Annotated in this window: 14 protein-coding genes; 4 read left to right on the top strand and 10 right to left on the bottom strand. The window is 64.2% G+C overall.

The window, feature by feature from the left end:
* Positions 1-20: 20 nt before the first annotated feature.
* From ACIPV6_RS09835 to ACIPV6_RS09825, 3 genes are all read right to left on the bottom strand, one after another.
* A complete protein-coding gene (locus ACIPV6_RS09835; protein WP_400270689.1) occupies positions 21-1682 on the bottom strand; it encodes an alkaline phosphatase D family protein in 1662 nt (553 codons plus the stop codon).
* Positions 1683-1881: 199 nt separating this feature from the next.
* Complete coding sequence (locus ACIPV6_RS09830) at positions 1882-2262, bottom strand: bleomycin resistance protein (RefSeq protein ID WP_400270688.1); 381 nt, start codon at positions 2260-2262, stop codon at positions 1882-1884.
* 21 nt (positions 2263-2283) lie between these two features.
* Positions 2284-3243: a LysR family transcriptional regulator gene (locus ACIPV6_RS09825; RefSeq protein ID WP_400270687.1), complete on the bottom strand. Its 960-nt coding sequence runs from the start codon at positions 3241-3243 to the stop codon at positions 2284-2286.
* 71 nt (positions 3244-3314) lie between these two features.
* On the opposite strand from ACIPV6_RS09825, the gene ACIPV6_RS09820 reads away from it, so the two are divergent.
* The gene (locus tag ACIPV6_RS09820; RefSeq protein WP_400270686.1) at positions 3315-5051 is read left to right on the top strand and encodes an L-aspartate oxidase; all 1737 of its coding nucleotides are present in this window, start codon (positions 3315-3317) and stop codon (positions 5049-5051) included.
* Positions 5052-5071: 20 nt separating this feature from the next.
* Here ACIPV6_RS09820 and ACIPV6_RS09815 read toward each other — a convergent pair whose 3' ends face one another.
* The 7 genes from ACIPV6_RS09815 to ACIPV6_RS09785 all read right to left on the bottom strand — a co-directional run bounded on the left by ACIPV6_RS09815 (position 5072) and on the right by ACIPV6_RS09785 (position 12676).
* Positions 5072-5329: a hypothetical protein gene (locus tag ACIPV6_RS09815; RefSeq protein WP_400270685.1), complete on the bottom strand. Its 258-nt coding sequence runs from the start codon at positions 5327-5329 to the stop codon at positions 5072-5074.
* A 96-nt stretch (positions 5330-5425) separates the two neighbouring features.
* Positions 5426-6307, bottom strand: a complete 882-nt coding sequence (locus tag ACIPV6_RS09810) for a bifunctional 5,10-methylenetetrahydrofolate dehydrogenase/5,10-methenyltetrahydrofolate cyclohydrolase (protein ID WP_400270684.1) — start codon at positions 6305-6307, stop codon at positions 5426-5428.
* An 81-nt stretch (positions 6308-6388) separates the two neighbouring features.
* On the bottom strand, positions 6389-7960 hold the full coding sequence (locus ACIPV6_RS09805; RefSeq protein ID WP_400270683.1) for an APC family permease: 1572 nt from the start codon (positions 7958-7960) through the stop codon (positions 6389-6391).
* 19 nt (positions 7961-7979) lie between these two features.
* Positions 7980-9248: a D-arabinono-1,4-lactone oxidase gene (locus tag ACIPV6_RS09800; protein ID WP_400270682.1), complete on the bottom strand. Its 1269-nt coding sequence runs from the start codon at positions 9246-9248 to the stop codon at positions 7980-7982.
* A 111-nt stretch (positions 9249-9359) separates the two neighbouring features.
* Entirely contained in the window at positions 9360-10862 is a 1503-nt protein-coding gene (locus tag ACIPV6_RS09795) for an aminobutyraldehyde dehydrogenase (protein WP_400270681.1), read from the bottom strand.
* Positions 10863-11165: 303 nt separating this feature from the next.
* Positions 11166-11888: a cache domain-containing protein gene (locus tag ACIPV6_RS09790; RefSeq protein WP_400270680.1), complete on the bottom strand. Its 723-nt coding sequence runs from the start codon at positions 11886-11888 to the stop codon at positions 11166-11168.
* Positions 11885-12676: a FadR/GntR family transcriptional regulator gene (locus ACIPV6_RS09785; RefSeq protein ID WP_400270679.1), complete on the bottom strand. Its 792-nt coding sequence runs from the start codon at positions 12674-12676 to the stop codon at positions 11885-11887. The genes ACIPV6_RS09790 and ACIPV6_RS09785 overlap by 4 nt, the downstream gene beginning before the upstream one ends.
* 161 nt (positions 12677-12837) lie before the next feature.
* Here ACIPV6_RS09785 and ACIPV6_RS09780 point away from each other — a divergent pair, with 161 nt between their 5' ends.
* From ACIPV6_RS09780 to ACIPV6_RS09770, 3 genes are all read left to right on the top strand, one after another.
* The gene (locus ACIPV6_RS09780; protein WP_400270678.1) at positions 12838-13452 is read left to right on the top strand and encodes a TetR/AcrR family transcriptional regulator; all 615 of its coding nucleotides are present in this window, start codon (positions 12838-12840) and stop codon (positions 13450-13452) included.
* Between the two features lie 349 nt (positions 13453-13801).
* Complete coding sequence (locus ACIPV6_RS09775) at positions 13802-15289, top strand: aldehyde dehydrogenase family protein (RefSeq protein WP_400270677.1); 1488 nt, start codon at positions 13802-13804, stop codon at positions 15287-15289.
* Positions 15290-16942, top strand: coding sequence for a GMC family oxidoreductase (locus tag ACIPV6_RS09770; RefSeq protein ID WP_400270676.1), 1653 nt, complete (start codon positions 15290-15292; stop codon positions 16940-16942).
* Positions 16943-17027 lie beyond the last annotated feature (85 nt).

Genomic DNA, 17027 nt, shown 5'->3' with positions numbered 1-17027 from the left:
TCATCCCAGCCTGGGAAGTGTCAGCGCTCCGGGTTCAGCGTCTTCGAGAAAATGACCGCACCGTTGGCGTTCCGCAGGCTCACGTTGAAGGTGTTGTCGGAACCCAGTTCGACGTGCCCGAAGTATTGGTTCTCGCCGTCGCGGGGTGACTCACCCGGGAAACGCCCGGCCTTGGAGAACACTACTTCCGGCCCGAACGTCCCATCCATATCGTTCGGCCCGAAGGAACCCGCGTTGATGGGCCCGGCGACGAACTCCCAGAACGGATCGAAGTCCGTGAAGGACGCGCGTTCCGGAGAGTAGTGGTGTGCTGCGCAATAGTGCACGTCCGCCGTCAGCCACACCGTGTTTTTGATGCCGTACTTCTTGAACGCGCTCAACACCCCAGCGATCTCCAGCTCGCGGCCAAGCGGCGCACCGTTGTCCCGGTTGGACAGGCTCTCCTGGTTCACGGCACCGTCCGGGACAACGATTCCTAGGGGAAGGTCGGCGGCGATCACCTTCCAGGTCGCCTTCGACTGCCGGACTTCCTTGATCAGCCAGTCCACCTGCTCCTGGCCCAGGATGTTGGTGGAGTAGGGCTCCTTGCCGTCAGTGTTCGGCGACTTGAACGTCCGCATGTCCAGGCAGAAGATGTCCAACTGCGGGCCGCGCGAAATCTTCCGGTAGATGCGCGCGGGCTGGTACTGGCCGGCGTCGTATGTTCCCGGGCGCCAGAGTGCAGCCGAGTCCGCGATCGGCATGTTCTCCTGCCACGCCTGCCGGCCGCGCGCAGCGAGGACGTTCACGTTGCGTTCGGTATAGCGGGGGTCGTCCAGGATTTCGCCGGGGTACCAGTTGTTGGTGGTCTCGTGGTCGTCCCACTGGGCGATCACTGGCACATCAGCGAACAGTGCACGCATGTTCGTGTCCAGGGAGTTGTAGCGGTGGCGGCCGCGGTATTCCTTCAGGGTCTCGGCCACTTTGGAGACTTCTTCAGTAACCATGTTCCGCCACACCTGGCCGTCCTTCTCGGTGACGGTATCGGCGATGGGGCCGTCGGCGTAGATGGTGTCGCCGGAGTGGATGAAGAAGTCAGGGCGGGTCTGGTGCATGGCTTGGTAGCCGCGCATGCCGCCGATGTCCGGGTTGATGCCCCAGCCCTGCCCGGCGGTATCGCCGGTCCAGACGAAGGACTGCGAGTACGACGCCGGCCTGCCGCCACCGCGCGCGTCTTGCGTGCCGCCGTCGTTGGCTTTGTTCGTGCCCGGCGCCGTGCGGAAGGTGCCCTGAAGTGCCTCCCCCGGGCCGCTCTCGTCCTCGAAGTTCAGCTCCAGCTTGAAGCGGGTTCCGGCGGGAAGTCCCTTGGCGTGGATCTTCGCGGTGAAGTCGCTGGCTTCAGTGGCCAAGGGGCCACGGATGGTTCGGCTGAAGCCGTAGCGGCCGCGAAGGATTTCTCCTGCGTCGTCGATGGCCCGGAGGGTGGCGGTGAGGCGACCCGGCCCGGAGGCGCGGGACCACAGGACGGCGGAATCGGTGGTGACATCGCCGGTGGCGATCCCCGTGGGGAGGGTGAGTCGCTTGCGGACCAAGGGGACGGCCTTCGGGGCGGCATTCGCTGGGGTTCCGGCAGTGACGAGTCCGGCGAGGGTGAGGCCAGCGAGCGAGGACTTGACGAGGGTGCGGCGTGAAAGGTCAGTCATGCCGTCCACCCTTTCGAGCCGTTGTGAACAGCGGGTGAGGGTGGGGTGAAGGTTTTGTTGGGCGGTTGCTCGACGCAGCCTGAACGCACTGCTCGCGCTGCCGGCGCGGTCAGGCCAGCGGATCTAGGCCGAACCAGGCGAACGACGACGGACTGCCGCCTGCGCGCCCAACGCCAGCGCCGCCGTCGTCGGCTTCTGCTCAAAGCGACTGCTCGATCAGCGCCAGCTGGGTGCCGTCTGGATCCACCAGGTAGCCTGCGCGAAGGCCCCACGGCTGCATCCTTACGGAGTGCAGCCTGGGCATACCAGTGGCCCTCACCGGCACACCTGAACGCTGTATGGCGTCGTAGAGCTCATCGACGTCGGCAACCCGAACGGAGCACATGAAGTTGCTGCTGAACGGGTCAAGTTCCGGGGCGGGAAAGAACTCCAACTGCACGCCGCCCCGCGTCAGGATCAGCCAGCCCTCATCGCGGAAAACCCGTTCGAAGCCGAACCCACCGTAGAAGGTTTCGGTCACGTCGAAGTCCGCGGACGGAAGGTTCGGTACGGCACGGTCAGGCAGGGGTGTCGGGACCATGGACCTATCTTGGCATGAGGGTCACCGCTTGCGAGCCGGTGTCGCTGAGAGCAGGCCTGCCGTCGCTGCGCTGGTTGAGGACAGGTCGTTGGCCGTCTCAATGATCAGGTCCTGCATGGCCTGGGCGGCGCGGGTGAGCGGTACGTCGTTTCGGTGCGCCAGGCTGATGGAACGAGTGAAGCGCGGGGCCGTGAGCCGCACCGAGTGCAGGCCCGGCCTGTCCACCATCACCATGGCCGGGACCACGGCCACACCCAGTCCGCGTTCCACGCAGCGCAGTACCGCGTCCATCTCGGCGCCCTCAAGGACAATCCTGGGAGTCAGGCCCGCAGCGCGGAAGGCCTGTGTGGTGGTTGCCCGCAGTTCATAGTTTTCCTGGAAGGTGATCTGCGGCAGTTCGGCCAATTCGGTGAGCGTGAGTGTTTCGAACCCCTCCAGGAAATCGCTCCTGGCCGAAGAGATGACCACCAGTTCCTCACTCAGGATCGGAAGCATTCCCAGGCTGGGCGCCGGGGATGGCGAGTCCTCCGACGTGGTGACGAGGGCAAGGTCAAGCGCACCATTGGCCAGCTCCTCCAGCAGGCCCAGCGAGCCACCCTCGGACAGGTGCAACTCGATGCCCGGATAGGCGGAATGGAAGGAGGTCAGGACTTCGGCAACCAGGCTGATGCACAACGTCGGGGTACCACCGATGCGCACCCTCCCGCGCCTGAGCCCGGCCAACTCCTGCATTTCAAATCGAACGGTGTCGGCATCTGCCAGCATCCGGGTGGCCAAGGGCAAGAGCGCTTCCCCCGCCGCGGTCAAGGTGACGTTGCCCCTGACACGATGGAAAAGGGCCGCTCCGAGGTCGGACTCAAGGGTGGAGATTTGCCGGCTCAGTGATGGCTGGGCCAGATGCAGATGCGCGGCGGCCCGGGTGAAGTGCCCCATCTGGTGTACCGTCACGAAGCTCCGGAGCTGTTCAAGATTCACCTCCATAGCCTATATGCATCAAGTTGAGCCAAACAATGCATTGGACTGATCATCGAGTGGGTTTTTAGCATGAATTTATGAACACTTCACCCACTGAAAAGCAGATCTCCACCACCGTCCTGGTTATTGGAACGGGCGGATCAGGCCTCCGCGCTTCCATTGAACTGGCCGAAATGGGCGTCGACGTGCTGGCCGTCGGCAAGCGCCAGCGCACCGACGCGCACACGTCCCTTGCCGCCGGCGGCATCAACGCAGCGCTCGGCACCATGGATGAAGACGACAGCTGGCAGCAACACGCAGCAGACACCATCAAGGAAAGCTACTACCTCGCCAACCCCCACACGGTAGAGATCGTTGCCCGAGGAGCCGCCCAAGGCATCGAGGACCTGGAACGCTACGGAATGGCCTTCGCCCGCGAAGGCGACGGACGCATTTCCCAACGCTTCTTCGGCGCCCACACCTTCCGACGCACGGCCTTCGCCGGGGACTACACCGGGCTGGAGATCCAACGCAGCTTGGTTGCCCGGGCCCAGCAACTGGAGATCCCCATTCTGGACGAGGTTTACATCACCCGCCTGCTTGTGAAAGACAACCAAGTCTTCGGCGCCTACGGCTTCGACCTCAACAGCGGCACCCGCTACCTCATCCACGCCGACGCGGTGGTCCTGGCCGCCGGAGGTCACAACCGCATCTGGCGCCGCACCTCATCTCGACGCGATGAAAACACGGGAGACTCGTTCCGCCTGGCCGTCGATGCGGGAGCAAGGTTGCGCGACGCGGAACTCGTGCAGTTCCACCCCTCCGGCATCATCGAACCCGAAAACGCCGCGGGCACCCTGATCTCCGAAGCTGCCCGCGGCGAAGGAGGGATCCTGCGCAATAACCTGGGCGAACGCTTCATGGAACGCTACGACCCGGAACGCATGGAGCTGTCCACCCGCGACCGGGTGGCCCTGGCCGCCTACACCGAAATCAAGGAAGGCCGCGGCACCCCCAACGGCGGAGTCTGGCTCGACGTCTCCCACCTCCCCCGCGAAACCATCATGGACCGCCTGCCGCGGGTCTACCAGACCATGCTGGAAGTCCAGATGCTCGACATCACGACGACTCCGATCGAGATTGCGCCGACCGCCCACTACTCGATGGGCGGTGTCTGGGTTCGCCCGGAGGACCACAGCACGGACGTGGCCGGCCTGTACGCCATCGGGGAAGCATCAAGCGGGCTCCACGGCGCGAACCGGCTCGGCGGCAATTCCCTCATCGAACTGCTCGTTTTCGGCCGGATCGTCGCACAAGCAGCCGCCGGCTACTCTGCGTCCCTGACGTCCCAGCCCCGCTCGGCCGAAGCCCTGGCCCAAGCCCGGGCGGAGATCGACGATCTGCTCGCCGCCGATGGCACCGAGAACGTGCGGGCACTGCAGCGGGCCATCCGCAACATGATGACCGAACACGCCGGCGTCGTCCGGGACGAAGACGGACTGATGACCGGCCTCGCGAAACTCAACGCCATCGAAGAACGCATGCAAAACATCGGCGTCCACCCGGACCTCGCCGGTTACCAGGACCTGGCCCACGCCTTCGATCTGAAAGCCTCGGCGTTGGCCGCACGCGCAACCCTGGAATCCGCCGTCGAACGCCGCGAAACCCGAGGCTGCCACAACCGCAGCGACTACCCCGGGATGGATGCGCAACTGCAGGTCAACCTCGTCTGGTCACCTACCTTGGGCGTGGTCCGCGAAGAGATACCGGCCATCCCTGACGAGATCTCTGCCTTGATGAAGGAAGTCTCGACCGTGGGCAAGCTTGTGGAGTAAGCCTTAAGGACCGTCAGCGGTCAGGCACCGGTTTTCGCGATTTGGAAATTTAGCGCGGCGTGTCCACGAGATACCCATACCTCATAGTGCTCGCATCGTTCGTAAAGCCTGCGGTAGCCGATGTTGTCCCGGACCCAGATGATGGAGCCGTCTTCCGCGACCCCGTCAATGATTCCCCGGACAACGTTCTTTCCTTCGCGGACTATTTCGGCGTCGGATCCGTCCAAAGAGGTCCAGTCATTGATGAGCAAGCCGGTGCTTTGCGTGGTGACTACCATTGCTGGCGTCCTTTCGGTTCTCCGCGAGGTTGGAACGGGTTCAGGGTTGCGGTTGAGCGGGGCGGTTCCCGTGTGGGCCCGGAACTCGTTGCCTGATCAGGCCATGACCGTCAGCTTTGATGCGAAGGGTAAGGATTGTGCCCGTGCCGCCTCGACGGTGTGGAGCAGCAGCAACGCCGTCGTGACGGATCCGACGCCGCCGGGTACCGGCGTCAAGGCCGCCGCTACGCCGGTGACGCTCGCCTCGTCGACGTCCCCCACCAGGGTGCCGTCGGGCAGGACGTTGGTGCCGACGTCGATCACTACGGTCTTTTCGGTGACGTGCGCGCCCGTCAGGAGGCCGGTGCGGCCCGCGGCGACAACCACGACGTCGGCCGGCCGGGTGTACGTCTCCAGGGGACCTGACTTGGAATGGCAGACAGTAACGGTTGCGTCCCGTTCCAGCAGCAGCAGGGCCAACGGCTTGCCCACCACAGCGGAACGCCCGACGACGGTCACGTTGCGGCCCGCTACCGGCACCTCAAAGTGCTCAAGAAGCTCCACCACCGCGCGGGCCGTGGCCGGAGCGAAAGCCGGCCGCCCCACAGCCAGGCGGCCCAGGCTCAGGGGATTGGCGCCGTCGATGTCCTTTTCCGGAGCGATCAGCCCCACCAGGCTGTCAGCCGCAACGCCGGTTGGCAGGGGCGTCTGCAGGATGATGCCGTGCACCGAGGGTTCGGAGCTGAGGTCCTTCAGGACGCTCGCGAGGACCTGTTCCGTCGCATCGGGTCCAAGGTCCACGATCCGGCAATCGATGCCTGCCCTGTCCGCCGCCCGTTCGATGGAACGCACGTACCAGTGGGTGGACTCGTCGTCGGTGGCCACCACCACGGCAAGGGTGGCGTGGATGCCTTCGTGTTGGGCCAGCCGGGCCTGGTCCTGGGCACGCTGCTGGACGAGGGAGGCCAGGCGCTTGCCGGAGAGGGTGGCGGTGTTCATACGAGGATCCTTTCGCGGAGGTGCCAGCGTTGGAAAGTGCGGCGCCGCTGTGTGCGGCACCGCACTTCTGGGTTCAGTTTGTCAGTGCGCGGCTTTGACCGATTGGGACTGGCCTTCTTCCCCGGCGTCGGCGAAACCATGGAGGGCCGCGGAGTGCTCGGCCAGAACTCCAGTGCGGTGGCGGATCCTCAGCCTGTAGAGCATGAGACCGGCCATGATGACGAATCCGACGAAGAGGACGCCGCCCCATTGCAGGTACCACTCGAACGGCGGTACGGAGTTGTAGATTTCCTGTCGTGGCCAGATGAGGTTGATCGTCATGGCCGCTCCCCAGAGAACCGCGATGAGGTTGACGATGAAGCCCCACTTGCCGAGTTTGAAACCTGTTTCGGCGCCGTCTTGGATCGGCCATTTCTTCAGGAACCGGTTGCGGAGCATGGGCGTGGTAACCAGCAGGTAGGCCATGTAGATCAGGACGATACCGATGCTGGAGAGGATCGTGAAGATCGCCGGCTGGGAGATGTTGACGATCAGCGGGATGATGGCTAGCACACCGGTCGTGATGGACGCGACCGTCGGGGTTTTCCGGACCGGATGGACCCTGGAGAGCTGCTTGCTGAAGGGCAGGTTGTTGTCCCGGGCCATGGCGAACATCATGCGGATCGCTGCCGCCTGGATGGCCAGGGTGCACACGATGATCGCCACGACGATGCAGATCAGGAAGGCCTTGCCGAAGGGTCCGCCGAGCACGGAAAGGATGATGTACTGCAGGCCGCCGTCTGCCTCACCGAGCTTCGGGTCTGAGAGGTCCGGTGCGGCGAGGATGCCGAGGAAGAGCAGAGCCCCGCCGAGGACGAAGGACGCGGTGACGGCCCTGATGATGGCTTTGGGCGCGGTGCGCTTGGGGTCCTTGGTTTCTTCACCGAGTGAGCTTGCGGTGTCGAAGCCGTACATGACGTAGCCGGAGGCCATTGAGGCGATCAGGAAGGCCCCGAAGAAGCCGAGAGGTTGGCCTTCGCCGAAGCTTTGGACATCGAAGAGAACCTCGGGTCCGTTGATGATGTGGAAAGCAAGGGCTGCGACGAGGAGCACGGCCGCGATGAGTTCGACGAAAACTCCGGTGCTGTTGATGCGTGCGGTCAGCTTCACGCCGAAGGCATTCACCAAAGTGGTGAAGGTGATCAGCAGTGAGGCCAGCAGCACGCCGTTGACGGCGAAGTCGAACGGTCCGGTGCCATCGCCGATGATCTGGAAACCGGACCAGATCTGCGGGAGGGTGATCTGCAGGGCCAGGGCAACTGCGCCAACGGTGACGATGGAGGAGATCAGCAGCAGCCAGCCGGCCATCCACGAGGATGTGGCCGAGGACAGGCGCTTGGCCCAGTTGTACACGGACCCGGCGACCGGGTACCGGCCGGCCAGTTCCGCGAAGCACAGGGCGACCATGAGCTGCCCGACGAAGACCATCGGCCAGGACCAGGCGTAGGCCGGGCCGGCGGTGCCGAAGCCGAAGTAGAAGAGCTGGAAGACACCCGTGAGGATGGAGATATAGCTGACGCCTGCGGCGAAGCTGGCGAACTTACCGATGCTGCGGTCAAGGGTTTGGGTGTACCCGAATTCGTCGAGTCCACTCGTGTCTTGGTGTTTGGACATGTGAGTTTTCCTTGACCGGTTAGCCGACGAGGGCGCGGGTGTGGTCGTTGAGGAAGACACCGTTGGGGTCGAATTCCTTGCGGACCTGGACGAAGGTGTCGTATTCGGGGAAGACCCGCTGCATGCGTTCGCGCGTCATGAAGTGGATCTTGCCCCAGTGCGGGCGGGCATCGAAGTCCTCCAGAAGGGCATCAAGATCGCGCAGGTACGGCCAGTAGTTGGTGCCCGGTGCGCCGGAAACCGACAGCACGGTGGTGTCGCGCTTGTAGAACGGGGAGATGTAGCCCTCGTCGCCCTTCACCCAGCGGACTTCCAGCGGGTACTTCTGGTCCTTGTGCGTGGTGTGGAGCAGGTTCTGGACGGCCTTGACCGCTTCGAGGCCCTGCTCGGCCGGGACGTAATACTCCAACTCGTGGAACGGGATCATGTAGCCGCCGGCGTAGATGTTGTACGCGCGGTCCTTACGGGCGCCCTCGACGTAGGAGAGTTCGTGGGGTTCGTTGAGGGTCGCGGCCCGGTACTTCTTGGTGTAGGTGCGGTTGATCATGGATTCACCCGCGGGGGTGGGCAGTTCGTACATCTCTGCCGAGCCGTTGTCCTGGCACCAGATGAAGGAGTAGTGGCGGTTGTTGCGGATGTTCTCTTCCCAGCCACGCTCCACTTCATCCCACATCGGGTAGGTGATCTCTTCTTCGATGTGGTAGGCCGGGGAAGCCTGCAGTTCGACCTCGACCATGATGCCCAAGGTGCCCAGGGCGACCTGCGCTGCCTTAAGCTCGCGGAGCTGGTCTTCGCCGACTTCGATGATTTCGCCGTGGCCGTTGACGATCTTGGCCCAGCGCAGGGCCGAGGAGAAGCTTCCGAGCTCGATGCCGGAGCCGTGCGTTCCGGTAGCGATTGCGCCGGCGATGGCCTGCTTGTCGATGTCGCCCTGATTGGTCAGGGACAAGCCCTTGTCCCACATCGGGGCACCGACATCGCTGATGCGGCTTCCACCGTACATACGAACCCGGCTGGTGCTGGTGTCCGTTCCGGTCAGGCCGGCGAGGAGCCGGAGGTCCATCAGAATGCCGCCGGTCTGGACGAGCGGGGTGAAGGAGTGTCCGGCGCCGACGGCGCGCACGGGCAGACCTTCCTTGATGGCGAAGCGGACCGTGTCGAGGACTTCCTGCTCAGTCTTCGGGCGGACGGTGAAGGCCGGGGTGCAGGACTGGTTGCCGCCCCAGTTGGTCCAAGGGGTTTCCGTGTCGTGGGTGATAGGGGGAAGGGGGTAGAGCTGCTGAGGCATGTGAATGCTTTCCTTCAGTTGGTCCGGGGCGGCGGCTTTGCCGCCCGGGAATTTTTGTTGCGGTGTCACCTGGGAGCTTTGGTGGTGCCCGTGATGGTTGGGGGGGTGTCCTTAGCGGGCGTGGTTGATCATCACGTGCTTGGTACGGGAGAAGTCCTCCAGGGCGTAGATGGACAGGTCACGGCCGTAGCCGGAGCCTTTGAATCCGCCCCAGGGCACTTCGTTGGCAAGGACCAGGTGGGAGTTGACCCAGACTGTGCCAAAGTGCAGCTTGCGGGGAACGTCGATGCTGCGGGCAGCGTCGCGGGTCCAGACCGAGGCGGCGAGGCCGTAGGGGGTTTCGTTGGACCGTTCGATGGCTTCGTCCTCGTCGGAGAAGGTTTCGATGGTGACCACGGGGCCGAAGATTTCGTTCTGGCTTGCCTCGGCCCCGGCGGGGACGTTGGTCAGGACTGTGGGGGCGATGAAGAAGCCCGGGCCATCCAGCGGGGCACCGCCGATGGCTGCGGTGAGGCCGTCCCTCTTCGCCCGTTCCAGGAAACCTGCGACGCGGTTGAAGTGGGCTTCGGAGACCAGCGGGCCAATCTCGACGTCGCCGCCGGCGGTCGGGTCGCCAACGACGAAGGAGCGGACTTGCTCGACCAGCAGGCCGGTGAATTCTTCGGCGACGGATTCGTGGACCAGAACCCGGCACGCGGCACCGCATTCCTGGCCGGAGTTGTAGAACGCTGCCGTGCGCAGGGACTCGGCGACCGCGGCCAAGTCGGCGTCGGCAAAGACCACTACGGGTGCCTTGCCGCCAAGTTCCAGGTGCACCCGCTTGACAGTGTCACCGGCTGCTGCGGCGACGGCCTTGCCGCTGGTGACGCTTCCGGTCAGGGCAACCAGATCAATGTCAGGGTGGGTTGCCAACCGCTCCCCCACGCCCGGGCCCAGGCCGGTGACGATGTTGAAGACACCGGCAGGCAGGACGTCGGCGATGATCTCGGCGAGCTTCAGGGTGGTCAGTGGTGTCTGCTCGGAGGGCTTGAGGACCAGGCTGTTGCCGGCAGCCAGGACCGGGGCGATCTTCCAGGCTGCCATCAGCAGCGGGTAGTTCCACGGGGTGATGACGCCCACGACACCCGCGGGCTCACGGAGAATCACGGAGGTGTGGTCCGCGGCGTAATCGCCCGCGGCCAGCGAGGTCAGTGCGCGTCCGGCGCCGGCCATGAACCGGAACGTGTCCACGGAACCCGCAACGTCGTCCTGGGACGTTGCCAGTGGCTTGCCCGTGTTCAGGGACTCCAGCCGGGCCAGCAAGTCACCGTGCTCTTCCATCCTCTCGGCGACGCTGAGCAGCACTGCGGAGCGTTCGGCGGGCGTCAGCTCACCCCATGGGCCCTGTGCACGCCGTGCGGCGGTCACGGCCACGTCAACGTCCCCGGCAGTTCCTTCGGGCACGTCGCAGATCAGACGCCCGTTGGCTGGGTTGACCACCGGTGTCCGGGCACCGGATTCCCCATCGACGAAAGCACCGTCGATGAAATGCTGCAGCGGCGGGAACTCGTCACTGGCGACGAGTTCGGCGTCACTGCCGCGGCGTACGGCTGTGGTGGTGAGCGTGGCGTTCATAGTTTTCAGACTCCGTTGCAGAACAGCTAATGGTTTTGACCACGACCCCTTGTGGGGACTGTCACACTTAAAAGATAATAAAGTACATCTTAAATTCAATAGCTAGAGGCGAACTTTTTTGAAAAACTTTTGGACAAGCCCGCTGACCTGCGGAAACACTAGATGGCGGGCGCCGACGGCGGCAGAGCCCGGTGAAGGTTGGAGGTGGGCACGACGCCAGGCGGACACGCCAAGGTCCACAGAGAGACCCGGCAGCCCGCTGGCAGCCCTGGTTTCGTCAGGAAAAGTTAGGGGGTGTGGAGGCTACTGTTGCTGGTCCATGACCAGCAGGGTCCACGGAAGAACGTCGTACTTCTGGGGCGCTACGAGCACGGTTTCCGTTGCTTCATCGACGGCGGCCCGGGTGCCGATCACCAGGCGTGGTGAATTCGAGGCGATGATGCGTCCGTTTCGGCCCACAAGGGCCAAGGGAGGCTCAGGGGCCCGGACGGCACGCAAAAAGATTCCTTCCAGCGTGGACAACGACAGGTCGCACCCCAGCACGTGGGTTCCATGGCTGGTCAGGGCCGGCACGGTCAAGGTGACGGTATTGACGTCGATTCCTCCCATGTCGATGTACGGGCCTACGGCGATTGGATGCCCTGCTGCGGCCGGGACTTTGAACCAGTCTCTGGTGGCGTAGTCGTAGTAGCGGATGGATCCGGGGTTCAGGTCGTGGCCGATGAATTTCGGCTGGCCGTTGGGCTGCATACGCCACCACTCCAACCAGTACTCGGCGTCCCCCAGGGAACCAGGAGCATACGCGATCCCACCCCCCTCTATGAGAGGGCTGTTCCTGACCAGCAGTTCTTCGAAGAGCGGCTGAAGGAAAGAGAACTGGGTACTTTCAAGAGCATCCGGCATGTCCGCGGCAGTGGCGACCAGTTCCGCTTCGAGAACCTGAAGTTCGCTGAAGACCCTGTCGATACTGGTGGCGACTGCCAGCGCGGTGCGCTGCAGGATCTCGTTCAAAGAGTCGGCGGTCATGCATCCTCCTCGGACACCATGAGCATCTGAAGGTGCTGTTTGATGATGCGTTCCATCTCGCTGTTGCTGTGCAGTTCCGCGGCCGCAGCTGCCGCCACCGGGTCATGCTCGGCAATGCAACGGAGAATGCCCGCGTGTTCACGTGTTGCCTCTGCCACCGCCGAATCAGCGTCCTGCTCGATCCACAAGAAGTTCGACAACTCGGCCTGTATCTGAAGCATCGCCGCAGTCAGGCGGCTTGACTGTGCCGCAACTCCGAGAGTCACGTGGAAGCGCGTGTCAGCCCGGCGCCGCTCCTGAGCAGTAGTGCTCTGATCGAACCGGGCCGCGAGCCCGGCCAAATATTCAATGTCCTGCTCATCAGCCCGCTGGGCTGCGAGTTTCGCCGAGGCAGCAGCTACGGCGCCGCAGTGATCCCACATGTCCCGCAGATCCTCGGTGCTGGTCTGGCGCAGCCTCTGGCGAATCTCTTCGGCCGTCGGTTCCTTGGGCTTTTGGACAACACTGCCACCCGAGCGGCCCCTGCTGGTGGTGATCACACCCTTCACACGCAAGGTGTTCAACGCCTGCCTGAGAGTGATCGAGGAAATGCCAAGTTCCGCGGAAAAGACAGACTCCCGCGGCAACCTCTCCCCCTCGCCCAAGATGCCCATAGCGATGGCTGTCTCCAGCATGTACGTGACCTGTTCCGTGCGGCCAAGCCCGTCAGGCTCACTGCCTCGAAGGAGCAGCAACAGCCTGATTGCTGAAGGCGATACCGTAAGGTCTTCGCGGGGTCCGGACTTCACACCCACCAGCCTACTGGACCAAAGATTTAGAGTTTAGTTTATTGCCGTTGTTTTGAGTTTTACAGACTCAGACGCCTGATCGACGGTCTTCTCCCATCACCCTGTGACACCCGCGTCGACCCAAAGTGCGCCCCAGCCAACTCAGGCAATAGTGTGGCCTCATGGGGAAGAATGCCTTGAACCACGGTGCGCAGAATAACGGCGAACAGCTGGACAAACAGTCCCGCATTCTCGACGCAGCCATGGAGCTGCTCTCGCGCCACGGCATCGCCGGAGTGAGCATGCGGGCAGTGTCCCGCGAAGCCGGAGTGGCCCTGGGCCTGGTGAACTACTACTACGACGACAAAACGAGCCTCATCCGTGCGGCCCTGCGCCGCGTGGATGAGGACGACCTTCTCCTCGTAGCAACAAAGCCGGACGCAGATCCCACCGATCAACTCCGCCAGGCCCTCCGCCGGGTCGCCGGCCCCGACCTGCTGACCACCCCTTACCTTTCCCTGCGCCTCCACCTCTGGGCCCTGGCCCAGGCCGACGAGGGCTACGCAGAAATCAACGCTGCCGCCTTCGACCGCTACCTCGACGGCGTGGCAACCCTAATCAACAACGCCAAGCCCGAGCTTTCCTGGGAGGAATGCCGGGACCGCGCCGCTGAGATCGTCGTCATTCAAAACGGCATGTGGCTGACCTCCCTGCTGGGAATAGACAAAGGCGCCATCCAGCGCAGCATCGCCCGCACGGAGGAAATCGCCTTCGCCCCGGCGCGCGACGCCAAGTAGCTCGCCACAAGTCTCCTAACGAGACAGAGTCACAAACACGCGTATTGATATATCTCGCCTCAAAACGCTTGAACGATCGTTCAAAGTGGTTTAGTGTTCTTTTATGACTTAGGACACACCTACTCCGGGCCGGCGAACCACCCGCCCAGTTCCAATCCTCTGCAAAGTCGTCAACGCTGAACCACTCCGCAAAACTCAACACACCGGACAGCACCCGCGCCACCCGCCAGCCCCGCGCCTTACAAGGCGTAGCTGCGCTGTACCCAAAAACGCCGCGCCGGAACCTCAACTCCGCCCCTGAAACACCCGCCCGGAAATTGAACACAGGGCCCAATACCTAGGGAGATCCATGCCAAAAACGCTTTTCATCAACGGCTCATGGGAGGCGGCTGCTTCCGGCGCCGTCCGCGAAATCCGCAACCCCGCCGACGGCGAACTGGTCGCCACCGTATCCGAGGGCGGCAGGGAGGACGCCGAACGCGCCATCGAGGCGGCACGTGCGGCCTTCGATTCCGGTATCTGGCCGGGCACACCCGCACCGGAGCGCGGCGCCTTCCTCCTGAAGGTCGCAGCCGGGCTGAGGGAGCACCGGGAAAAGTTCGCCCGCGCCGAATCGCTGGACACCGGCAAGCGGATCATCGAGAGCCGGATCGACATCGATGACATCGCCGCCTGCTTCGAGTACTTCGGCAGGATCGCCGGCCAGCAGGCGGGCAGGCTGGTGGATGCGGGCAACGCGGACGTCGTCAGCCGGATCGACTACGAGCCGGTGGGCGTGTGCGGCCTCATCACCCCGTGGAACTACCCCCTCCTGCAGGCCGCGTGGAAGATCGCCCCGGCACTGGCAGCCGGATGCACCTTCGTGCTCAAGCCGTCGGAGCTCACACCTTCCACCAGCATCCTCGCCATGCAGCTCCTCCAGGACCTGGGACTGCCCGACGGCGTCGCGAACCTCGTGACGGGACCCGGCGCCCAGGCGGGTGCACCGCTTTCGGAACATCCCGCCGTCGACCTCGTCTCCTTCACTGGCGGCCTGGAAACCGGCAAGCGGATCGCCGCGGCGGCGGCCGCGACCGTCAAGAAAGTGGCGCTGGAACTGGGTGGCAAGAACCCCAACGTGGTCTTCGCTGACGCGGACTTCGACGCCGCCGTCGACAATGCCCTCAACGGCGCCTTCGTCCACTCCGGCCAGGTCTGCTCGGCGGGTGCCCGGCTGGTGGTGGAGGAATCGATCGCCGAGCGCTTCGTCGATGAGCTGGTCCGCCGCGCCGGAAGCATCCGCCTGGGCGGCCCGTTCGACGATGAAGCCGAGACCGGACCGCTGATCTCCTCGGCCCACCGGGACAAGGTCCACGCCTACGTCCAGCGGGGCCTCCAGGAGGGCGCCCGGTTGCGGACCGGCGGCGCGCCGGTTGCAGGCGGAACGTACGACGCCGGGTTCTACTACCAGCCCACCGTCCTGGACCGCGTCACCCGGGGAATGTCCGTGGTCACCGACGAGGCCTTCGGGCCAGTAGTGACGGTGGAGACGTTCCGGACGGAGGACGAGGCCGTGGCCACTGCCAACGACACGATCTACGGACTGGCCGGTGCCGTGTGGACGCAGGATGCCGGCAAGGCACAACGCGTGGCAAAGCGGCTGCGGCACGGCACGGTTTGGATCAACGACTACCACCCCTACCTCCCCCAGGCCGAATGGGGCGGGTTCGGCCAATCCGGAGTGGGCCGCGAGCTCGGGCCCACCGGCCTGGCCGAATACCAGGAAGCCAAGCACATCTACCAGAACACCAGCCCCCAGGTAACCGGCTGGTTCGCTGACCACAGCAAGGAGAACTAGATGCACTTCGACACCATAGACAACCTCGGCGAGCGCACGTTCGACTACGTCGTGATCGGTGGCGGGTCCGCCGGCGCAGCCGTGGCCGCGAGGCTGAGCGAGGATCCGGACGTGACAGTGGCCCTCGTCGAGGCGGGTCCGGACGACCGCAACCTGCCCGAAATCCTCCAGCTGGACCGCTGGATGGAGCTGCTGGAATCCGGTTATGACTGGGACTACCCCATCGAGCCGCAGGAGAACGGCAACTCGTTCATGCGGCACGCCCGTGCCAAGGTCATGGGCGGCTGCTCCAGCCACAATTCCTGTATCGCGTTCTGGGCTCCCCGCGAGGACCTGGACGAATGGGAATCGAAGTACGGCGCCACGGGATGGAACTCAGAAGCCGCTTGGCCGCTCTACAAGCGCTTGGAAACGAACGAGGACGCCGGTCCTGATTCCCCGCACCACGGAGACTCGGGCCCTGTGCACCTGATGAACGTCCCGCCGGCAGATCCTTCCGGAGTCGCACTGCTGGATGCCTGCGAGCAGGCAGGCATTCCCCGGGCGAAGTTCAACACAGGCACCACGGTGGTCAACGGAGCCAACTTCTTCCAAATCAACCGCCGCTCGGACGGCACCCGGTCCTCCAGTTCGGTGTCCTACATCCATCCCATCATCGAGCGCCCCAACTTCACTCTGCTGACCGGCCTGCGGGCCCGCCAACTGGTGTTCGACGCGGACAAGCGTTGCACCGGCGTCGACGTTGTTGATTCGGCGTTCGGCCGCACCCACCGGCTGGCAGCGCGCCAGGAAGTGATCCTCTCCACGGGAGCCATCGACTCCCCCAAGCTGCTCATGCTTTCCGGCATTGGCCCGGCCGCACATCTCGCGGAGCACGGCATCGAGGCCTTGGTCGACTCTCCCGGAGTTGGCGAAAACCTGCAGGACCACCCCGAAGGCCTGGTGCAATACGAGGCCAAGCAGCCCATGGTGCAGACCTCCACCCAGTGGTGGGAAATCGGCATCTTCACTCCAACCGAAGAAGGCCTGGACCGTCCGGACCTCATGATGCACTACGGCTCGGTCCCGTTCGACATGAACACCCTGCGCCACGGCTACCCCACCACGGAAAACGGCTTCAGCCTCACCCCGAACGTCACCCACGCCCGTTCCCGCGGCACGGTTCGCCTGCGCAGCAGGGACTTCCGCGACAAGCCCATGGTGGACCCGCGCTACTTCACGGACCCCGAAGGCCACGACATGCGTGTGATGGTTGCGGGCATCCGCAAGGCCCGGGAGATCGCCGCGCAGCCCGCAATGGCTGAATGGACTGGCAGGGAGCTCTCGCCCGGCATCGACGCGCAGACGGACGAGGAATTGCGGGATTACATCCGCAAGACCCACAACACCGTGTACCACCCGGTGGGCACGGTCCGTATGGGAGCGTACGACGACGACATGTCACCTTTGGATCCCGAGTTGCGGGTCAAGGGGGTCACCGGCCTCCGGGTCGCCGATGCGTCCGTCATGCCCGAACACGTCACCGTCAACCCCAACATCACCGTCATGATGGTCGGCGAGCGGTGTGCCGATCTGATCCGGTCCGGCCGTCTTCACGCCAACGGCGCAGCCCTCGAACGGGAAGAGGAGGATTTCTCGCCTTCGTATGCCTAAGCGCCAAGCCCGGCTGGGCTGTTCCTGCCGGGCACAACCACCACAGCAAAACTTCGATTCGCCGCGCCCCAGGGCGGCCGATCCC

The sequence above is a fragment of the Paenarthrobacter sp. NPDC089988 genome, assembly GCF_044748465.1.
In the GTDB taxonomy this organism is placed as follows: Bacteria; Actinomycetota; Actinomycetes; order Actinomycetales; family Micrococcaceae; genus Arthrobacter.
The sequence above is the reverse complement of the archived record's forward strand: the minus strand, read 5'-3'. Positions and strand labels throughout refer to the sequence as shown.